Source organism: Streptomyces sp. AcH 505, assembly GCF_000818175.1.
Taxonomy (GTDB): Bacteria; Actinomycetota; Actinomycetes; order Streptomycetales; family Streptomycetaceae; genus Streptomyces.
In genome coordinates this window covers 2,345,887-2,364,775 of sequence record NZ_JTIY01000001.1, presented here as the reverse complement: position 1 = coordinate 2,364,775, position 18,889 = coordinate 2,345,887, and the positions used below count along the sequence as shown (strand labels likewise).

Sequence of the window (18,889 nt, the reverse complement as noted above, 5' to 3'; positions counted from 1 at the left end):
GCTCGCGGGTGACCCGGCGCCTGCGGGGAGCCGGTGCGCCCGTCCCGTATCCGACCAGCACATTGCCCGACGTGTCACCTTCGGCGTCGGGCGGCTCGGCGGCGGCGCCGTCCGGCGTGCCCACCGCCACCGTCATCAGGGCGGCGCCGACGGGCAGTTCACTGCCCTCCTCGCCGAACCGCGCCGTCACGACGCCGCCGTACGGGCAGGGCACCTCGACCGTCGCCTTGGCCGTCTCGACCTCGACCACCGGCTGGTCGACGGCGACGACATCGCCCACCGACACCAGCCAGCGCACGATCTCCGCCTCGGTCAGTCCCTCGCCGAGGTCGGGCAGCTTGAATTCGAACACCTGGGGCATCAGCTGTCCGCCTCCCACTGGAGCCGCGCGACCGCGTCCAACACCCGGTCGACACCCGGCAGATGGTGTTTCTCCAGCATCGGCGGCGGATACGGGATGTCGAACCCCGCCACCCGCAGCACCGGCGCCTCCAGATGGTGGAAGCAGCGCTCGGTGACCCGGGCGGCGATCTCACCGCCGGGCCCGCCGAACCCGTTGGACTCGTGCACGACGACCGCCCGGCCCGTACGCCGTACGGACTCGGCGACCGTCTCGTCGTCGAACGGCACCAGCGAGCGCAGGTCGACGACCTCCAGGTCCCAGCCCTCGGCCCGAGCCGCCTCGGCGGCCTCCAGACAGACCGGGACGCTGGGCCCGTAGGTGATGAGGGTGGCGCTGCTGCCAGGACGCCGCACGACGGCCCGGCCGATCGGCTCGACCGCCGACGGCGCGTCCGGCGACCAGGACGCCTTCGACCAGTAGAGCCGCTTCGGCTCCAGGAAGACCACCGGATCGTCGGAGGCGATGGCCGCACGCAGCAGGCCGTACGCGTCGTCGACCGTCGCGGGCGTCACAACATGGAGCCCCGGAGTCGCCATGTAGTACGCCTCGGACGAGTCGCTGTGGTGCTCGACGCCGCCGATCCCGCCGCCGTAGGGCACCCGCACCGTGATCGGCAGCGGCATCGCGCCCCTGGTGCGGTTGCGCATCTTCGCCACATGGCTGATCAGCTGCTCGAACGACGGATAGGCGAAGGCGTCGAACTGCATCTCCACGACGGGCCGCAGCCCGTACATCGCCATCCCGACGGCCGTCCCCAGGATGCCCGCCTCGGCGAGCGGGGTGTCCGTGCAGCGGTCGTCGCCGAACTCGGCGGCGAGACCGTCGGTGATCCGGAAGACCCCGCCGAGGGTGCCCACGTCCTCACCGAGGACATGCACGGACGGGTCGTCGGCCATCGCGTCGCGCAGGGCGCGCTGCAGCGCCTGCGCCATCGTGGCGGGCTTCAGCGCCGGCTTCACCGCTGCCGTGGTCATCGCGGCTCACCCGCGGCGTCCAGCTCGGCGCGCAGCATCTCGGCCTGCTCGCGGAGCTGGCTGGTCTGCTCGGCGTAGACATGTGCGAAGAGGTCCATCGGGTCCAGCACCGGATCGGCGTTCATCCGCTCGCGCAGCCCCGCCGCCATCTCGTCGGCGGCCTGCGCCACCTTGCCCGCACCTTCGTCGTCGAGCACTCCGCGCTCCCTCAGCTCCCGTTCGAGCAGCCGGACCGGATCGTGCGCGCGCCAGGCCGCCACCTCGCTGTCGTCGCGGTAGCGCGTCGCGTCGTCGGCGTTCGTGTGCGCCTCCATGCGGTACGTGACGGCCTCGACCAGGGTCGGTCCGCCGCCGCGCCTGGCGCGCTCCACGGCCTCGCCGAGCACCGTGTGCACCGCCAGTACGTCGTTCCCGTCGACCAGCCTGCCCGGCATCCCGTACCCGACGGCCTTGTGGGCCAGGGAGGGCGCCGCGGTCTGCTTGGCGAGCGGTACGGAGATCGCGAAGCCGTTGTTCTGGACGAGGAAGACGACCGGCGCCTGCCATACGGCGGCGAAGTTCATCGCCTCGTGGAAGTCGCCCTCGCTGGTCCCGCCGTCGCCGACGAGGGCGAGCGCGACCACGTCGTCGCCCTTGAGCCGGGCGGCGTGCGCGAGGCCCACGGCATGCGGGAGCTGGGTGGCGAGCGGCGTCGACAGCGGGGCGACGCGGTGCTCGTACGGGTCGTAGCCGGTGTGCCGGTCGCCGCGCAGCAGGGAGAGCACCTCGACGGGGTCGAGGCCGCGGGCCACCGCCGCCAGCGAGTCGCGGTAGCTGGGGAAGAGCCAGTCCTGCTCGCGCAGGACCTGCGCGGCGGCGATCTCGCAGGCCTCCTGGCCGGTGCTCGACGGGTAGACGGCGAGCCTGCCCTGCTTGGTCAGGGCCGTGGCCTGCGCGTTGAACCTGCGGCCGCGCACCAGCTCGCCGTAGAGGCGCAGCAGCAGCGCGGGATCGGCCGCTGCGGCGGCCGGCGTGCCCAGCACGCGGTACGGCTCGCTGTCCGGCAGCAGCGGCGCGGCAGCGGTACGCGGCTGCCACGCCGGGGGCGGGGTGGGCCGGCGGGACGCGGCAGTGGCGGGCGGTTCCTGGACCGGCGTACTGCTCTTCTTCACGCGTGCACCTCCTCTTGGGAGTGGGTGAGGGCAGTGCCGGGATGTGGCACGTCTCACCTACCGATTGTTCGGTCGCGGGCGCATTTTGGCTACATGGGCCGCCAGCCTGTGGACAAACGGTTCTGCACAGCTTGGGATGGACACAGGGCGTCCACGGCGGAGAGGCAGGGGGACATGGCAGCTGAACAAATGGCCGAAGACGACGGCGGGGCACGCGGCGAAAAAGCCGAGCCGGCACAGCCACCGCGCCCGCTGGACGACATCGACCGCGACATCCTGCGCATCCTGCAGACGGACGGGCGCGCCTCGATACGGTCCGTCGCCGAGCGCGTCCACGTCTCGCGCGCCAACGCGTACGCCCGGATCAACCGGCTGCTCGACGACGGCGTGATCAGCAGCTTCAGCGCCCGGATCAACCATGAGCGGGCGGGTCAGGGTGCCTCGGCCTACATCACCCTGAAGATCGTCCAGAATTCCTGGCGCACGGTGCGCGAACAGCTCCAGGAGCTGCCGGGCGCCGCGCACATCGCGCTGGTCAGCGGCGACTTCGACGTCCTGCTGCTGGTGCACACCCCGGACAACCGAACCCTGCGCGAGCTGGTCCTGACCCGGCTGCAGTCCATGCCGGAAGTGCTCTCGACCCGCACGCTGCTGGTCTTCGAGGAGACGGACCTGGACCCGGGTCCCGCGCTCTGACCAGTCTCGGTGTGTGAGCCCTACGGCTTGCGCAGGCCGTCGAAGGCCAGCCGTACGACCGTGTCGGCGACCTGCCGGCCCTCGTAACCGCCCGGCGCGTGCGGCCGGTACCACTCCACCAGCGAGTTGACCATGCCGAACAGCAGCCGGGTCGCCAGCCTGCTGTCCAGGTCGTCGCGGAGATCGCCCTCGGCCGCCGCCGCCTTCAGCAGCTCGGCCACCCGCTGGTCGAACTCGCGCCGCCGCTCCATGGCCCAGCGCTCGGTCTCGGTGTTGCCCCGCACCCGCAGCAGCAGCGTCACGTACGGCAGCTCCGCGATCAGCACCTCGACCATGCGGCGGGTGACGTACTCGACGCGCGCCACGGCCCGCCCCTTCGTCGCCCCCTCGTCGTCGAGGATCCCGAACAGGCCGTCCAGGGCGCGGCTGACCGCCCGCCGCAGCAGCTCCTCCTTGCCGACGACATGGTGGTAGATCGACGACTTGGAGATACCGGCCGCCTTGGAGAGATGCTCCATCGACGTGCCGTCGTAGCCGCGCTCGTTGAAGACCCGCACGGCGACCGTCAGCAGGGTCTCCGGCGTGTACGTGTCGCGCCGCGCCGTGGTCATGACCGCCCACCGCCCTGCCGCCGGTTCCCGCCGAGCCTGACCAGGGCCCGGGACGGGCTGTAGCGGCCCCCCGGATACATCTGCGCGAGTTCGGTGAGGAAGTCCTCCGCCCAGTGCGCGCCGAGCCGCCGGGACCACTCCCCGGGGCCGCCCGGGTAGTTCACGCCGAGCGTCATGGCGGTATCGATGTCATCCGCGCTCGCCACCGCGCGCCCCTCGGCGTCGGCGGCGAAGTCGATCAGCATGGCGACCGTACGGGCGACGATCATGCCGGGGACGTCCTCGATGACGCTGACCTTCTTGCCGAGCCGCTGGAAGAGGCCGATGGCGGCCCGCAGGTCCGCCGGGTCGACGCCCGCGCCGGGGGCGAGCGCCACCCGAGTGCAGGAGCGGTAGTCCAGGGCGAGGTCGAAGTGGATGTACGTGCCGTCGGCGCCGTCCGAGGCGGCGGCCCCGGAGGCCAGGCCGAGATACGTACCGCCGGGGAGCACGATCAGGCTGTCCGGCCCGTACTCCCGCTCGTCGTCACTGACCTTGATGCCGGCTTCCCCGATCATCCCGGGCAGCGCGGCGGCGGGTCCGAGATCGCCCCGGATCCCCACGGCCGCCGGGGGGTCGCAGGGCTCGGCCGTGTGCGGTTCGGGGGCGGGGGCGCCTTCGCCGTACGGGTACCAGCCGTGGCCCGTCTTACGGCCGAGCCGGCCCGACTCGACGAGCCGGCGCTGGGCCAGCGAGGGGGTGAACTTCGGGTCGTGGAAGAAGGAGTCCCACACGCTGCGCGTCACGGCCTCGTTGACGTCCTGGCCGATCAGGTCGGTCAGCTCGAAGGGGCCCATCCGGAAACCGGCGCCCTCGCACAGCACGGCGTCGATGGTGGCGGGATCGGCGGCCCGCTCCTCGTACAGCCGGAACGCCTCGGCGTAGAAGGGCCGGGCGATCCTGTTGACGATGAAGCCGGGGGTGTCGGCGCAGCGCACCGGTGTCTTGCCCCACGCGGCCGCTGTCGCGTACGCGCTGTCCGCCGCCGCCTCGTCCGTCGCGAACCCGCTGACGACCTCGACCAGGGGGAGCAGCGGCGCCGGGTTGAAGAAGTGCAGTCCCACCAGCCGCCCCGGCAGGCGCAGCGCGCCGGCGACGGCCGTGACGGACAGGGACGAGGTGTTGGTGGCGAGGAGGCAGTCGTCGGCGACGACGGCCTCCAGGGCCGCGAACAGCTCCTGTTTGGCGGGGAGGTGTTCCACGACGGCCTCCACGACGAGCGCGGCGTCGGCCAGTTCGGCGGCGTCGGCGGCCGGCCGCAGCCGGTCCCGCGCGGCGTCCCGCGCCTGCCCGGTCAGCCTGCCCTTGTCGACGAGCCGGTCGAGGCGGCCCACGATGGCGGCCGCCGCCTGCTCTGCGCGGCCCGGTGCGGTGTCGTGGAGCCGTACGGGATGGCCCGCCACCAGCGCCACCTGGGCTATGCCCTGGCCCATGGTGCCCGCCCCGACGACCGCGACGGTCCGCGAGGTCTCGATAGCTGTCATGGTCGCGATCCTCTCGCATGCCTGATCCACAGGTGAGTTGTCCACAGATTCTGCGGGCCCCCTGGCACCGACCGATCGTTCGGTTACTCTAACCCTGTCCTTCCGTACGTGTCTCTGCTCGTGTCCCTGCCCCAGCTCGATGAGGAGTTGGTCCGTCATGGCCGCTCAGCTCACCCCCCAGAAGCTCGCCGAGGCCCACCGGCCCACGCTCGACCAGGCGCTCGACGCGATCCGCAGCCGCGCCTACTGGTCCCCCCACCCCGAGCACCCGAAGGCGTACGGCGAGAGCGCCCCCGCCGACGGGCTCGCCGCCTTCGACTCGCTGCGCGACACCCGCTTCGAGCTGGACCAGCCGGGGACCGACGGCTGGGCGGGGGGCGAGATCTCGCCGTACGGACCCGCGCTCGGCATCGAGTACCCGCATGCCGACATCGACGTGCTGCTGCCCGCGATGCGCGCGGGCGGCGCTGCCTGGCGGCAGGCGGGGCCCGAGACGCGCGCGCTGGTCTGCCTGGAGATCCTGTCGCGGATCAGCGCCAGGACGCATGAGTTCGCGCAGGCGGTCATGCACACCAGCGGCCAGGCGTTCATGATGGCGTTCCAGGCCGGCGGACCGCACGCGCAGGACCGCGGCATGGAGGCCGTGGCGTACGCGTACCAGGAACAGACCAGGACGCCCGCCGTGGCCGACTGGTCCAAGCCGCAGGGCAAGCGCGGCCCGCTGGAGCTGCGGAAGTCCTTCACGGCAGTCCCGCGCGGCATCGCCCTGCTGATCGGCTGCAACACCTTCCCGACGTGGAACAGCTACCCGGGCCTGTTCGCCTCCCTGGCCACCGGCAACCCGGTGCTGGTCAAGCCGCACCCTCGGGCCGTGCTGCCCCTCGCGCTCACGGTCCGGGTGGCCCGCGAGGTGCTCACCGAGGCCGGTTTCGACCCGAATCTGGTGGCGCTCGCCGTGGAGCGGCCCGGCGAGGGCATCGCCAAGACGCTCGCCGTGCGCCCCGAGATCCGGATCATCGACTACACGGGCTCGACGGCCTTCGGCGACTGGCTGGAGACCCACGCCCGGCAGGCGCAGGTCTACACGGAGAAGGCGGGCGTCAACACCGTCGTCATCGACTCGACCGACGACTACCGGGGCATGCTCGCCAACCTCGCCTTCTCGCTGTCGCTCTACAGCGGCCAGATGTGCACCACCCCGCAGAACCTGCTCATTCCGCGCGACGGGATCACGACGGACGCGGGCGAGAAGTCGTACGACGAGGTGGTGGCCGACATCGCCGCGGCGGTCGACGGCCTGCTCGGCGACGACGCGCGGGCCAACGCCCTGCTGGGCGCCCTCGTCAACCCCGACGTGAAGGCCAGGCTGGAAGCGGCGGCCGGGCTCGGCGAGGTGGCGCTTGCGTCCCGTGAGATCGCCCACCCGGACTTCCCCGACGCCGTGGTCCGTACGCCGGTGATCGTGAAGAGCGACGGCGCGCGCAAGGTGTGGGAGAGCGGGGACGACGTCCCGTATCTCGCCGAGTGCTTCGGCCCGGTGTCGTTCGCCGTGGCCGTGGACTCCACGGAGGACGCGGTGGAGCTGCTGCGGCGCACGGTCCGCGACCGGGGCGCGATGACGGTCGGCGCGTACACGACCTCGGAGGAGGCGGAGCGCGCGATCGAGGACGTCTGTCTTGAGGAGCGCGCGCAGCTCTCGCTCAATCTCACCAGCGGCGTCTATGTGAACCAGACAGCGGCGTTCTCGGACTTCCACGGCTCGGGCGGCAATCCCGCGGCCAACGCGGCGCTGTGCGACGCGGCGTTCGTGGCGAACCGCTTCCGGGTGGTGGAGGTCCGCCGCCAGGCCTGACAGCGGAACTCCACCCGGCCTGACAGCGGCGCCGCCGTCAGGCCTTCGGGCCCGTCCAGTGGAACAGCGTCATGGCCACGCTGGTCGCGAGGTTGTAGCTGGACACCTGCGGTCGCATCGGCAGCGACAGCAGGCCGGCCGCCCTGCCCCGCACCTCGGCCGAGAGCCCGTGCCGCTCGGAGCCGAAGGCGAGCAGGGCGTCGTCCGGCAGGGTGACGGACCTGATGTCGGCCCCCTCCGGGTCGAGCGCGTACAGCGGGCCCGGAGGGAAGTCGTCGAGGGGCAGCTGTTCGACGGCGGTGGCGAAGTGCAGCCCCGCGCCCGCCCGTACGGCGTTGGCGTGCCAGGGGTCCAGATCGCCGGTGGTGACCACCCCGGTCGCCCCGAAACCGGCGGCGAGCCGTACGACGGCGCCGACGTTCCCCAGATTGCGCGGGTTGTCCAGGACGACCACGGGGGACGGGCGGGGCAGCGCGGACAGCTCGGCCAGATTGACGCGGCGCTCGCGCCGGACCGCCAGGGCGGCGATCCGGGTGGCGTGGACCCGGGGCACCAGTTCCTTCAGGACCTGGGCCGGCACCTCCACGAGGGAGTCGCCGATCTGCTCGGTCAGGTCGTCGGCGAGTTCGGCGGCCAGCGCCAGGGCCGCCGCCTTGTCGCTCGTGACGGCCGACCGTACGTCGGCGCCGAAGCGCAGCGCGTGCTTGAGCGCGTGGAAGCCGTCGAGCACGACCAGCTCGGGGCCTGCCTCCCGCCACTGCCGTACGGCAGTGGCGGCGGCGTCGGCGTCGTTCATCGCCTCAGCCTACGGGCCGCTCGTCGGCGAGCGCGCGGGGCTGTTCGTCGCTGCCGTCGCGCTGACCGGGCAGTACGGCTCTGCCCCGGGTGAGCAGCCGGCCACGGCCGGTCTCGGCCCAGCCGCCGAGCCTGCGCAGGAAGCCCGTCGGCAGGAACACCGCGTCGGCGGCGATCATCGCGAGGGAGAAGAACGGCAGCCCCAGCAGGACGGCGATGCCCGCGTGCTCCAGCATCATCGCGACCAGCAGCACGTTCTTGACGCGCCGGTTGAACAGTGTGAACGGGAAGGCCACCTGCACGATGACGGTGCCGTAGCTCACCAGCATCACCATCGTGCCGTTGGCGGCGAGCAGGTCGGAGAGGGCGGGCCAGGGCGTGAAGTAGTCGAGCTTCAGCGGGTAGTACAGGGCCGTGCCGTCGCCCCAGCGGGAGCCCTGGATCTTGTACCAGCCGGCCGTGGCGTAGACGAGACAGACCTGGCCCATGATCACGGCGAGGGCCGTGTTGTGGAGGATGTTGGCGAGGACGTCCAGCAGGGCGCGCGGCTGGCCGCCGGGCGCGTAGCGGTTCAGCGCCCACCAGAGGGCCGCCGTGCCCCACAGCCCCCAGAGCAGGACCCGCAGCCAGCCCTCCCCCTGGACCCGGCCCAGCAGCGTGGCGCCGAGGAGGACGGCCCCGAGGACCGCCCACAGCACGGGCCCCGCCCGATCAGCGGCGCGCTCCTGCCCGCCCCGCTCCTCCCCGGCACGCGCGGCTCGCGCCGCGCGACGGGCGTCCAGCGACCAGACCTGGCCGCAGCGCGTGAAGACGAGGTAGATCGCGATCACGTGGATCACGTTGTCGCCGCCGTCGCCGACGAAGACGCTGCGGTTCTGCAGCGACAGCACGCCGAGCATGAACACCACGGACATGGCGCGGGTGCGCCAGCCGAGCATCAGCAGCAGCCCTGACACGACGGCGACGGCGTAGACGATCTCGAACCACACCGTGCTCCGCGACCACATGAGCGTGCTGAAGGCGCCGTTGCCCGCGATGAGCTGGCTCGCCATGTCCCAGCTCCACGGCGCGTCGGGTCCGTACAGCTCGCGGCGGTGCGGCAGCTCGCGCAGCAGGAAGACCAGCCAGGTGCCGGCGAAGCCGATCCGGACGACCGCGCTCTGGTACGGGCCGAGGGCGGCGCCGGTGATCCGCTGGACCGCGCGTGCCGCGTTCACCGCGCCGCCCTCGTCCGGGCGCCGCCCGCACCGGCCGGCAGGTCGGCGGAGTTCACCGTCCACCAGGAGTAGGTGTGCAGGACGGGCCGGGTGTTGATCTTCTCGTCGCTCCACGGCGGGGCCGGCACGGTGCTGGTGGACGACCTGAGCTGGACGCGGGCCACGGACCCGCCGAGGTCGTGTCCTGCCAGCCGCAGCATCACGATGCGCCGGACATAGCCCTCGGAGAGCTGGCCGCGCGTGCCGACCGGACGGTCCTTGTCGTCGTGGGAGCCGGTGTAGAAGTCCCAGGCGCGGCGCAGTTCGTTCTGGTCGACATGGCTGGGCAGGGGATTGCCCCGTATCACCGCGCCGTCCTCGGCGGAGAGGTCGATCCAGCGGCTGAGCGTGCGCTCCCCCGCCGCGGTCTCGACCTCGGCGCGCGCCTCGACGTGGATGTTCTGCTGGAGGGGGTTGGGGGCGAACAGCTTCCAGTTCTGCTCGAACTCGGGATTGACCCACTCGGCGACGGCCTTGCCGTGTTCCTTGGTCACCGTGTTCGAGGGGGCGACGTAGAGGAACACCATGGCCAGATGCGCGCAGCCGAGCAGTCCGACGACGGCGAGTGCGACGGCGGCGGCCACCTGGAAGGGGAAGGAGAGCCCCGCGATACCGGGGCCTGGCGGGGGCGGCGTCTCCCGCGCACCCTCGTCGTCGTACGAAACCATCCCGCCCCGATCGCCGTCGCGCCCCCCGCGAGCCATCCAAGGGTTGACACCCTACGGGCCGCCGACCCACCATTGAAGTCCATGAACCGAACGATCGGTCGGTAGGAGTCCTGATGACGGCAGAGGCCGCGCCGGAAACGACGGCGGGAGTGGCGGAGGCGTTCGAGGCCGCGTTCGACGCGGCCGTGGCCGCCGAGGAGCGCATCGAGCCGCGCGACTGGATGCCGGACGCGTACCGCGCCTCGCTGGTCCGCCAGATGGCGCAGCACGCCCACTCGGAAATCATCGGCATGCAGCCGGAGGCCAACTGGATCACCCGCGCGCCCTCGCTGCGCCGCAAGGCGATCCTGATGGCCAAGGTCCAGGACGAGGCGGGCCACGGCCTCTACCTCTACAGCGCGGCGGAGACGCTCGGCACGAGCCGTGACGAGCTGCTGGACAAGCTGCACTCCGGCCGCCAGAAGTACTCGTCGATCTTCAACTATCCGACGCTGACCTGGGCGGACGTCGGTGCGATCGGCTGGCTGGTGGACGGCGCCGCGATCACCAACCAGGTCCCGCTCTGCCGCTGCTCCTACGGGCCGTACGCCCGCGCGATGGTCCGGATCTGCAAGGAGGAGTCCTTCCACCAGCGGCAGGGCTACGAGCTGCTGCTGGCGCTGAGCAAGGGCACCCCCGCCCAGCACGCGATGGCGCAGGACGCGGTGGACCGCTGGTGGTGGCCGTCGCTGATGATGTTCGGCCCGCCCGACGACGCCTCGGCGCACTCGGCGCAGTCCATGGCCTGGCGCATCAAGCGGCATTCCAACGACGAGCTGCGCCAGCGGTTCGTGGACATCGCCGTCCCGCAGGCCGAGTCCCTCGGTCTCACGCTCCCCGACCCGGACCTGCGCTGGAACGAGGAGCGGGGCAAGCACGACTTCGGGGCGATCGACTGGACGGAGTTCCAGCAGGTCCTGAAGGGCAACGGCCCCTGCAACGAGCAGCGGCTCACCCAGCGCCGGCAGGCGCACGACGAGGGCGCCTGGGTCCGCGACGCCGCCGCCGCCTACGCGGCGAAGCACACGGCACCCCGGGCGCACGGCGGAGAGGCAGCGGCATGAGCGGCTCGACCGACTGGCCCCTGTGGGAGGTCTTCGTACGCTCCCGGCGCGGGCTCTCGCACACCCACGCGGGCAGCCTGCACGCCCCGGACGCCGAGATGGCCCTGCGCAACGCCCGGGATCTGTACACCCGGCGCAGCGAGGGCGTCTCGATCTGGGTCGTGCCGTCCACCGCGATCGAGGCGTCGTCGCCCGACGAGAAGGACCCGTTCTTCGCCCCGGCCGCCGACAAGGCGTACCGGCACCCGACGTTCTACGAGATCCCGGACGGGGTGAAGCACCTGTGAGCGCGGCCCTCGCCCTCGGCGACGACGCGCTGGTGCTCTCGCACCGGCTGGGGGAGTGGGCGGGCCACGCCCCGGTGTTGGAAGAGGACGTGGCGCTCGCCAACATCGCGCTCGACCTGCTGGGCCAGGCCCGGGTGCTGCTCTCCCTCGTCGGTGACGAGGACGAGCTGGCGTATCTCCGGGAGGAGCGCGCCTTCCGCAACCTGCAGTTGGTCGAGCAGCCGAACGGCGACTTCGCGCACACCATCGCCCGCCAGCTCTACTTCTCCACCTACCAGCTGCTGCTGTACGGGCAGTTGGCCGCCGGGGACGGCGAGCTGGCCCCGCTCGCCGCGAAGGCCGTCAAAGAGGTCACCTACCACCGGGACCACGCCGAGCAGTGGACGCTGCGGCTCGGTGACGGCACGGCGGAGAGCCACGAGCGGATGACGCGCGGCCTGGAGGCGCTCTGGCGCTTCACCGGTGAGATGTTCCGGCCTGCGGCCGGGCTGGAGACGCTCGACGTCGACTGGGCGGCCCTGCGGGCGAGTTGGACCGAGTCCGTCACGGAGGTCCTGAAGCGGGCCACCCTGTCCGTACCGACAGGACCCGACTCGGGGGCCTGGACGGCGGGCGCCGGGCGGCAGGGGCTGCACACCGAGCCGTTCGGCCGGATGCTCGCCGAGATGCAGCATCTGCACCGCAGCCACCCGGGGGCGTCATGGTGAATCCCCCGGCAGCCCCGACCCCGGCCCCGGCGGCGGCGACCGTCCCGGTGGCGGCGACCGCCCCGACAGCGCTGGAGGCCGAGCTGCGCCGGCTCGCCGGCGCCGTACCCGACCCCGAACTGCCCGTCGTCACGCTGGAGGAGCTGGGCGTCCTGCGCGCCGTGCGGGTCAGCGGCCCGGGCTCCGTCCGGGTCGAGCTGACCCCGACCTACACCGGCTGCCCGGCGATCGAGACGATGTCGGCGGACATCGAAGAGGCGCTGCACGCACGCGGGATGCCGGAGGTCTCCGTCGTCACGGTGCTCTCCCCACCCTGGTCGACGGACGACATCAGCGCCGAAGGCCGCCGCAAGCTCGCCGAGTCCGGCATCGCGCCGCCCCGCCCGCAGGGCGCCGCCGGCCCCGTGCCGCTCTCGCTCGCCATCCGCTGCCCGCACTGCGGCTCCACCGACACGGAACTGCTCAGCCGGTTCTCCTCCACCGCGTGCAAGGCACTGCGCCGCTGCGCGGCCTGCCGCGAACCGTTCGACCACTTCAAGGAGTTGTAGATGTTCCATCCGCTCCGGGTCAGCGAGGTCGAGCGGCTCACCGACGACGCGGTGGCCGTGACCTTCGCCGTACCGCCCGCGCTGCGCGAGACGTTCCGGCACACCCCCGGCCAGCATGTCGCCCTGCGCAGGACGGTGGCGGGCACGGAGATCCGGCGTACGTACTCGATCTGCGCGCCCGCCGGGGCCGAGCCCGTGCTGCGGGTGGGGATCCGGCTGGTCGACGGCGGCGAGTTCTCGACGTACGCGTTCAAGGAACTGGCCGTGGGCGACACGGTCGACGTGATGGAGCCGACCGGCCGGTTCGTCCTGGAGCCGCGCGCCGGGCATTTCGCGGCCGTCGTCGGCGGCAGCGGGATCACTCCCGTCCTGTCGATCGCCGCCACGCTGCTGGCACGGGAGCCGGCGGCCCGGTTCTGTCTGGTCCGCGCCGACCGTTCCGTGGCGTCGACGATGTTCCTGGAGGAGGTCGCCGACCTCAAGGACCGCTTCCCCGACCGCTTCCAGCTGGTCACCGTCGTCTCACGGGAGGAGCAGCAGACCGGGCTGCCCTCGGGACGGCTCGACCAGGAGCGGCTGACCGGGCTGCTGCCCGCGTTGCTGCCGGTGGCCGATGTCGACGGCTGGTTCCTGTGCGGCCCGCTCGGTCTGGTCGCCGGGGCTGACCGCGCGCTGCGCGGGCTCGGCGTCCCCCGGGGCCTGATCCATCAGGAGATCTTCCACGTGGACGAGGCGACGGCCGGCGGCACCGCCATCGCCGAGTCGCCCTCGACCGCGGCGGCGCGCGCGCCCGAGGGCAGCACGCTCACCGCGACGCTCGACGGCCGCTCGGGCAACTGGCCGGTCAGAGAAGGCGAAGCCCTGCTGGAGACGGTGCTGCGCAGCCGCGCCGACGCCCCGTACGCTTGCAAGGGCGGCGTGTGCGGCACATGCAGGGCGTTCCTCGTCTCGGGCGAGGTCAGGATGGACCGCAACTTCGCCCTGGAGCCGGAGGAGACGGACGCCGGTTACGTACTGGCCTGCCAGTCCCACCCGGCGACGGCCGAGGTGGAGCTGGACTTCGACCGCTAGGCCGTGTCCGCAAGGGCTGCTCCCAACGACCTTGCCCAGGCCTCTCGTTCATGTTCCAAGGGCCCCTGACGGGCGCTCAGAGCACGAACGCCGGGCTGCCGTCGTCCGTCACCATCGGGCGTCCCGCGCCGTCCCAGGCGAGCATTCCGCCGTCCACGTTCACCGCGTCCACACCCTGCTGGACCAGATACTGGGTGACCTGCGCCGAGCGCCCGCCGACCCGGCAGACGACATAGGCCTTGCGTCCGTCGGACACCGCCTCGGTGACCTCGCCGAAGCGCGCCACGAAGTCGCTCATCGGGATATGCAGGGCGCCCTCGGCATGACCGGCCGCCCACTCGTCGTCCTCGCGGACGTCCAGCACGAAGCCGTCGGACGGGACCGCCGCGACATCGACCGAGGGCAGCGGGGCGAAGTTCATGGGTGGTGCCTTCTCTCGTACGGAAAACCAAACCGGACCGGACGGACCGGCCGGCACGAAACGTCCGCAAAAAACCTAACCCACCAGCGCGGCCAGCTCGGCCTCACGCTCGGCGACCTGCGCCAGCAGCTGCTCGGCGATCTCTTCGAGCAGCCGGTCGGGGTCGTCGGGCGCCATCCGCAGCATGGAGCCGATCGCACTCTCCTCAAGATCCTTGGCGACCAGCGTCAGCAGCTCCTTGCGCTGCGAGAGCCAGTCCAGCCGGGCGTAGAGCTCGTCGCTCTCGCTCAGCCGGGGCTCGGCGGGGGCAGGGCCCGCCGCCCACTCCTCGGCCAGCTCCCGCAGCAGCGGCTCGTCGCCGCGCCCGTACGCCGCGTTGACCCGTGTGATGAATTCCTCACGCCGCGCCCGCTCCGGCTCGTCCTGCGCGAGGTCGGGATGGGCCTTGCGGGCCAGATCGCGGTAGAGCTTGCGGGCCTCGTCACTCGGCCGCACCCGCTTGGGCGGCCGGACCGGCTGATCGGTGAGCATCGCGGCCGCCTCGGGCGACAGACCGTCCGAGTCCAGCCAGTCGTGGAACAGCTCCTCGACCCCGGGCATCGGCTGGACCATCGCGCGGGCCTCCTGGGCCTTGCGCAGATCCTCCGGATCGCCGGAGTGCTTCGCCTTCGCCTCGGCGATCAGCGCGTCCAGCTCGTCGAGCCTGGAGTACATCGGGCCGAGCCGCTGGTGGTGCAGCCGGGAGAAGTTCTCCACCTCGACCCGGAAGGTCTCCAGCGCGATCTCGAACTCGATGAGCGCCTGCTCGGCCGCCCGCACCGCCTTCTCCAGCCGCGCCTCAGGACGAGGCGGGGCATCCGACGACGGGGTCGTGGGCTGCGTCACATCCGGCACGTCTGGCACGTCCTGCTTGTCGTCGTTACGGATCGTCGGCTCCCCGGGGACGTCCTGCATCACCGCACCAGCCTACGGGGCCGTACGGGGGTCACACCCCGAGCTCGGCCGCTATCCGCCCGTTCCTGACCGCCGCCAGCAGCTCCGCGTGATCCGCTTCCGTACGGTCGGCGTACGTGACGGCGAAGGCGGCGACCGCCGAGTCCAGCTCGTCGCTCTTGCCGGTGTAGCCGGCGACCAGCCTCGGATCGACACTGTGCGCATGGGCCCTGGCCAGCAGCGCGCCGGTCATCCGGCCGTAGTCGTCCAGCTGTCCGTCCGCCAGCGCCGCCGGGTCCACGCTCCCCTTGCGGTTCCTGAACTGCCGTACCTGGAACGGTCTGCCGTCGACCGTGGTCCAGCCCAGCAGATTGTCGCTGACGACTTGCATCCGCTTCTGCCCGAGCACCACCCTGCGCCCCTCGTGCGCGACCGAGGGCGACCGGAAACCGGCGGCGGCCAGATACGGCAGCAGCGCCGAGGCGCGCGCCTCCTTCACCTGGAGCACCAGCGGCTCGCCCCTGTGGTCGATCAGCAGGACCACGTACGACCGGGTGCCGACGCTGCCGGTGCCCACGACGCGGAACGCCACGTCATGGATCGCGTGCCGGGCGAGCAGCGGCAGCCGGTCGTCGGCGAGGGTGCCCACGTACTCCTCGAGCGAGGCGGCCACGGCCGCCGCCTCGGCGTCCGGCACCCGGCGCAGCACGGGCGGCGCGTCCACGAAGCGCCGCCGCGCCCCGCGCCCGCCGGGCGAACCGTCCTCCTCGGGGACCGCCTCGGTCGACTTCGCCGCGAACCGGGCGCTGGTGTTCTTCCGCGCCTTCTCGGACACCCGCTCCAGCGTGCCCATCAGATCGCGGGCGTCCGCGTGCGAGACGAGCTTCTCGTCCGCGATCGCGTTCCACGCGTCGAGCGCGGGCAGTTTGGCCAGCAGCCGCATCGTGCGCCGGTAGGCCCCCACCGCGTCGTGAGCGGCGCCCCGGCAGCTGTCCTCGTCCGCGCCCGCCTCACGCCCGGCCAGCACCAGGGAGGCGGCGAGACGTTTGACGTCCCACTCCCACGGACCCGCCACGGTCTCGTCGAAGTCGTTGAGGTCCATCACCAGATGGCCGCGCGAATCGCCGTACAGGCCGAAGTTGGCCGCATGCGCGTCACCGCAGATCTGCGCGGCGACCCCGGTGACCGGGGTGCCGACCAGATCATGGGCCATCAGCCCCGCCGCGCCGCGCAGAAAGGCGAAGGGCGACGCCGCCATCCTGCCGACCCGCAGCGGCGCGAGCCCGGGCACCCGGCCCCTGCTCGACTCCTCGACGGCGCGCACGGCGTCGGGCCGGGCCGCGGCGAACACCACCGAGTCGTGCGAGGAGCGGGGCACCCTGCTGCGCAGCTCGCGCCCCGCCGCCTTGGGCGAGCCGGACGCCGTGGGCGGTGCGAAACCGGGCACCACCGGGATCCGCCCGGTCCCGGTCGCCGTCCCCGCCGTCGGCCGCTCGGACCCGCGCGACTCGGCCGTCAGCTGCCCGGACACCGCCGATTCGACCTCGCCCATGGCGCGCCGCCTCCCCCGTACTCGGCCGGCCTGCGCCGGACCAACATCAACTGCCCCTGACCGTACCGCCGGTCAAGGACAGCCGTCGCCCCCTGTGGACAACCCGGTCGAGACGGTTGTCCACAGCCCCCCCGGCCCTCCGCCGGCTCCGCGCCTGGGCCCTGTCCGGCCGGACAGGGCCTAGCAGGGCGACTGCGGCGGCTCGCGCAGATATGACTGCGCCCACGTCGAGAGTTCCTTCAGCGCGGGCTCCATCGCGGACCCCGCCTCCGTCAGCCGGTACGAGACCCGCAGCGGCGGCCCCTCGTCCACCTCGCGCAGCACGAGACCCGCCGCCCCCAGCTCGGTCAGCCGGTCGGAGAGCATGCGCTCGCTGATGCCCGGGATCGCCCGCCGCAGCTCGGCGAAGTGGACCGCACGCTGCATGAGGACGGAGACGATCGGGCCGGTCCAGCGCTTGCCGAACAGCTCGAAGACGCGGGAGATCCCTACGTCGACCTTCTTGCACGCGCCCTCGCTGTGCTCCGTCATGTCCACAGAGTACTGGTCCCCCGACCCGGGATGAAAAAAAGTAAGCGACTATGTTATCCATAGGTACGAACGGAAAATCCGCTCACTGCTCAACCCCCGTTCCATCCCGTTCCATCCCGTTCCACCCCCGTTCCCATACGTATGGAGATCCCCATGGCCACGCTGCTGCACATCGACTCCGCCGTCTTCCCCGAGGGTTCCGCCTCCCGTGACATCACCTCGGTGTTCGTCAAGAGCTGGCTGGAGCAGCACCCCGAAGGCAAGGTCGTCTACCGCGACCTCGCCGCTTCCCCGCTGCCCCACCTCGACGTCGCCGCCGCCTCGGCCGGCGCGGGCCATGCCCTGCGCGCCGAGCTGGCCGACGAGCTGGCCGCCGCCGACGCGGTGCTGATCGGCGCCCCGATGTACAACTTCACGATCGCCTCCACCCTGAAGGCATGGCTCGACCTGGTCATCATCAACGGCCACAACGCCGGGGAGAACAGCCCGGTCGCCGGCACCCCCTTCACCGTCGTCGCCAGCCGCGGCGGCTCGTACGCCCCCGGCACCCCGCGCGAGGACTTCGAGTTCGTCCAGAACTACCTGGAGAAGGTCCTGACCGGCATGTTCGGCGTCACCGACCTGGAGTTCATCGTCCCCGAGCTGACGCTGGCCCACACCGTGCCCGCGATGACCGAGCTGATCCCGCTCGCCGAGGCCTCCCGCGCCAAGGCCCGCGAGGACGCCGAGGCGAAGGCCAAGGCCCTCGCCTCCCGCCTCGCCGCCTGATCGCGCACGACATCCTGAATCGCGCACGACACCTGATCGCGCGCGACGCCTGATCCGGAACACGAGGAAGCCCCGTAGGTCGATGACCTACGGGGCTTCCATCTGTGCGCGAGGGGGGAGTTGAACCCCCACGCCCTTTCGGGCACTGGAACCTGAATCCAGCGCGTCTGCCTATTCCGCCACCCGCGCATTGGGTGTGCCGTCCGGTGCTTCACCTGCGCTCTTGCCGGTGTGCGCTCCTGGCGACATCGAGAAGATTAGCACGCAGCGGAGGGTGGGTTCACATCCAATTGTTTGAGCAGTCCGCACACGGAACAGGGAACGGAGAGCCGTCGCCCCCCACTCCTCCTGAGTGCACCCGGGGTGCGGGACACTGTCAGGAGGCCCCCTCTACGATCCGTGTGAGAGGTGACACTCATCGACGGGGCAGACAAGGGGAACCAGCCGATTTCCCGACGCGTGGATACGATCAGTAAGCACGACAGCGACAGCGTCGACGCCGATCCGGCCACCGACGCCGAGAACTACCGAGGAGGTGCCTCATGGGAGTCCTGAAGAAGTTCGAGCAACGCCTCGAAGGTCTGGTCAACGGCACCTTCGCGAAGGTGTTCAAGTCCGAGGTCCAGCCGGTCGAGATCGCCGGCGCACTGCAACGCGAATGCGACAACAACGCAACGATCTGGAACCGCGAGCGGACCGTCGTACCGAACGACTTCATCGTCGAGCTGAGCACGCCCGACTACGAGCGCCTCAGCCCGTACTCCGGCCAGCTCGGCGACGAACTGGCCGGTCTGGTGCGCGACTACGCGAAGCAGCAGCGCTACACCTTCATGGGCACGATCAAGGTCAATCTGGAGAAGGCCGACGACCTCGACACCGGGCTCTACCGGGTGCGCAGCCGCACCCTCGCATCGAGCACGTCGCAGGCAGGACCCGGCGGCGGCCCCGGCGGCCCCGCTGCTCCGCAGGCCGGTGCTCCCGGCGGTTACGGCTATCCGCCCAGCGCCGTGCCGTCCGCTCCGCCCATGCCGGCGGCCCC

At 71.9% G+C, this 18,889-nt stretch carries 21 protein-coding genes and 1 tRNA gene; 9 read left to right on the top strand and 13 right to left on the bottom strand.

What is annotated here, in order from left to right; translation table 11 throughout:
- The 3 genes from HY68_RS45025 to pdhA all read right to left on the bottom strand — a co-directional run.
- Positions 1 to 361 (bottom strand): biotin/lipoyl-containing protein (locus HY68_RS45025; protein WP_347560417.1); only part of this gene is annotated, 361 nt, incomplete at its 3' end.
- Complete coding sequence (locus tag HY68_RS10935) at positions 361 to 1,377, bottom strand: alpha-ketoacid dehydrogenase subunit beta (RefSeq protein ID WP_041987509.1); 1,017 nt, start codon at positions 1,375 to 1,377, stop codon at positions 361 to 363. The genes HY68_RS10935 and HY68_RS45025, both read right to left, overlap by 1 nt.
- Entirely contained in the window at positions 1,374 to 2,528 is a 1,155-nt protein-coding gene (gene pdhA, locus HY68_RS10930; RefSeq protein WP_041987507.1) for a pyruvate dehydrogenase (acetyl-transferring) E1 component subunit alpha, read from the bottom strand. The genes HY68_RS10935 and pdhA overlap by 4 nt, the downstream gene beginning before the upstream one ends.
- A gap of 189 nt (positions 2,529 to 2,717) precedes the next feature.
- Here pdhA and HY68_RS10925 point away from each other — a divergent pair, with 189 nt between their 5' ends.
- Positions 2,718 to 3,224, top strand: a complete 507-nt coding sequence (locus HY68_RS10925) for an Lrp/AsnC family transcriptional regulator (protein WP_041987504.1) — start codon at positions 2,718 to 2,720, stop codon at positions 3,222 to 3,224.
- A gap of 20 nt (positions 3,225 to 3,244) precedes the next feature.
- On the opposite strand, the gene HY68_RS10920 is transcribed toward HY68_RS10925, so the two are convergent.
- Both HY68_RS10920 and HY68_RS10915 read right to left on the bottom strand, forming a co-directional pair.
- Entirely contained in the window at positions 3,245 to 3,835 is a 591-nt protein-coding gene (locus tag HY68_RS10920; protein WP_041987503.1) for a TetR/AcrR family transcriptional regulator, read from the bottom strand.
- Complete coding sequence (locus HY68_RS10915; protein ID WP_041987501.1) at positions 3,832 to 5,358, bottom strand: 3-hydroxyacyl-CoA dehydrogenase; 1,527 nt, start codon at positions 5,356 to 5,358, stop codon at positions 3,832 to 3,834. The genes HY68_RS10920 and HY68_RS10915 overlap by 4 nt, the downstream gene beginning before the upstream one ends.
- A gap of 157 nt (positions 5,359 to 5,515) precedes the next feature.
- Here HY68_RS10915 and paaN point away from each other — a divergent pair, with 157 nt between their 5' ends.
- Positions 5,516 to 7,210: a phenylacetic acid degradation protein PaaN gene (gene paaN, locus HY68_RS10910; protein WP_041987497.1), complete on the top strand. Its 1,695-nt coding sequence runs from the start codon at positions 5,516 to 5,518 to the stop codon at positions 7,208 to 7,210.
- A 37-nt stretch (positions 7,211 to 7,247) separates the two neighbouring features.
- Here the strand turns inward: paaN and HY68_RS10905 are convergent, their stop codons facing one another.
- Genes HY68_RS10905 through HY68_RS45015 form a run of 3 tightly spaced genes read right to left on the bottom strand, consistent with a single transcriptional unit; the run spans position 7,248 to position 9,929 of the window.
- On the bottom strand, positions 7,248 to 8,006 hold the full coding sequence (locus HY68_RS10905) for a TrmH family RNA methyltransferase (RefSeq protein WP_041987494.1): 759 nt from the start codon (positions 8,004 to 8,006) through the stop codon (positions 7,248 to 7,250).
- Between the two features lie 4 nt (positions 8,007 to 8,010).
- Positions 8,011 to 9,222, bottom strand: a complete 1,212-nt coding sequence (locus tag HY68_RS45020; RefSeq protein WP_041987491.1) for an HTTM domain-containing protein — start codon at positions 9,220 to 9,222, stop codon at positions 8,011 to 8,013.
- Positions 9,219 to 9,929 carry a DUF5819 family protein gene (locus HY68_RS45015; RefSeq protein WP_041987489.1) on the bottom strand — a complete coding sequence of 237 codons (711 nt, stop codon included), beginning with the start codon at positions 9,927 to 9,929 and terminating at the stop codon, positions 9,219 to 9,221. The genes HY68_RS45020 and HY68_RS45015 overlap by 4 nt, the downstream gene beginning before the upstream one ends.
- A gap of 113 nt (positions 9,930 to 10,042) precedes the next feature.
- Here HY68_RS45015 and paaA point away from each other — a divergent pair, with 113 nt between their 5' ends.
- From paaA to HY68_RS10870, 5 genes are read left to right on the top strand one after another with little or no spacing between them, the layout of a single operon-like run.
- Positions 10,043 to 11,032 carry a 1,2-phenylacetyl-CoA epoxidase subunit PaaA gene (gene paaA / locus HY68_RS10890; RefSeq protein WP_041987487.1) on the top strand — a complete coding sequence of 330 codons (990 nt, stop codon included), beginning with the start codon at positions 10,043 to 10,045 and terminating at the stop codon, positions 11,030 to 11,032.
- The gene (gene paaB, locus HY68_RS10885) at positions 11,029 to 11,319 is read left to right on the top strand and encodes a 1,2-phenylacetyl-CoA epoxidase subunit PaaB (protein WP_041987486.1); all 291 of its coding nucleotides are present in this window, start codon (positions 11,029 to 11,031) and stop codon (positions 11,317 to 11,319) included. Before paaA ends, paaB begins: the two co-directional genes overlap by 4 nt.
- Positions 11,316 to 12,026: a 1,2-phenylacetyl-CoA epoxidase subunit PaaC gene (gene paaC / locus HY68_RS10880; protein WP_041987483.1), complete on the top strand. Its 711-nt coding sequence runs from the start codon at positions 11,316 to 11,318 to the stop codon at positions 12,024 to 12,026. Before paaB ends, paaC begins: the two co-directional genes overlap by 4 nt.
- Entirely contained in the window at positions 12,020 to 12,574 is a 555-nt protein-coding gene (gene paaD, locus HY68_RS10875) for a 1,2-phenylacetyl-CoA epoxidase subunit PaaD (RefSeq protein ID WP_078863542.1), read from the top strand. The genes paaC and paaD overlap by 7 nt, the downstream gene beginning before the upstream one ends.
- Positions 12,575 to 13,645: a 2Fe-2S iron-sulfur cluster-binding protein gene (locus tag HY68_RS10870; protein WP_041987477.1), complete on the top strand. Its 1,071-nt coding sequence runs from the start codon at positions 12,575 to 12,577 to the stop codon at positions 13,643 to 13,645.
- A 76-nt stretch (positions 13,646 to 13,721) separates the two neighbouring features.
- Here HY68_RS10870 and HY68_RS10865 read toward each other — a convergent pair whose 3' ends face one another.
- From HY68_RS10865 to HY68_RS10850, 4 genes are all read right to left on the bottom strand, one after another.
- Entirely contained in the window at positions 13,722 to 14,066 is a 345-nt protein-coding gene (locus HY68_RS10865) for a rhodanese-like domain-containing protein (RefSeq protein ID WP_041987474.1), read from the bottom strand.
- A gap of 75 nt (positions 14,067 to 14,141) precedes the next feature.
- The gene (locus HY68_RS10860; protein WP_078863541.1) at positions 14,142 to 15,023 is read right to left on the bottom strand and encodes a J domain-containing protein; all 882 of its coding nucleotides are present in this window, start codon (positions 15,021 to 15,023) and stop codon (positions 14,142 to 14,144) included.
- Between the two features lie 28 nt (positions 15,024 to 15,051).
- Complete coding sequence (locus tag HY68_RS10855; protein WP_052457063.1) at positions 15,052 to 16,551, bottom strand: DUF2252 domain-containing protein; 1,500 nt, start codon at positions 16,549 to 16,551, stop codon at positions 15,052 to 15,054.
- A 180-nt stretch (positions 16,552 to 16,731) separates the two neighbouring features.
- A complete protein-coding gene (locus tag HY68_RS10850; RefSeq protein ID WP_041987472.1) occupies positions 16,732 to 17,082 on the bottom strand; it encodes a helix-turn-helix domain-containing protein in 351 nt (116 codons plus the stop codon).
- Between the two features lie 153 nt (positions 17,083 to 17,235).
- Here HY68_RS10850 and HY68_RS10845 point away from each other — a divergent pair, with 153 nt between their 5' ends.
- Complete coding sequence (locus HY68_RS10845; RefSeq protein WP_041987469.1) at positions 17,236 to 17,850, top strand: NAD(P)H-dependent oxidoreductase; 615 nt, start codon at positions 17,236 to 17,238, stop codon at positions 17,848 to 17,850.
- A 105-nt stretch (positions 17,851 to 17,955) separates the two neighbouring features.
- Here HY68_RS10845 and HY68_RS10840 read toward each other — a convergent pair.
- Positions 17,956 to 18,039, bottom strand: a tRNA-Leu gene (locus HY68_RS10840).
- 353 nt (positions 18,040 to 18,392) lie between these two features.
- On the opposite strand from HY68_RS10840, the gene HY68_RS10835 reads away from it, so the two are divergent.
- Positions 18,393 to 18,889: DUF3662 domain-containing protein (locus tag HY68_RS10835; RefSeq protein ID WP_041995667.1), on the top strand; the 497-nt coding region annotated here is incomplete at its 3' end.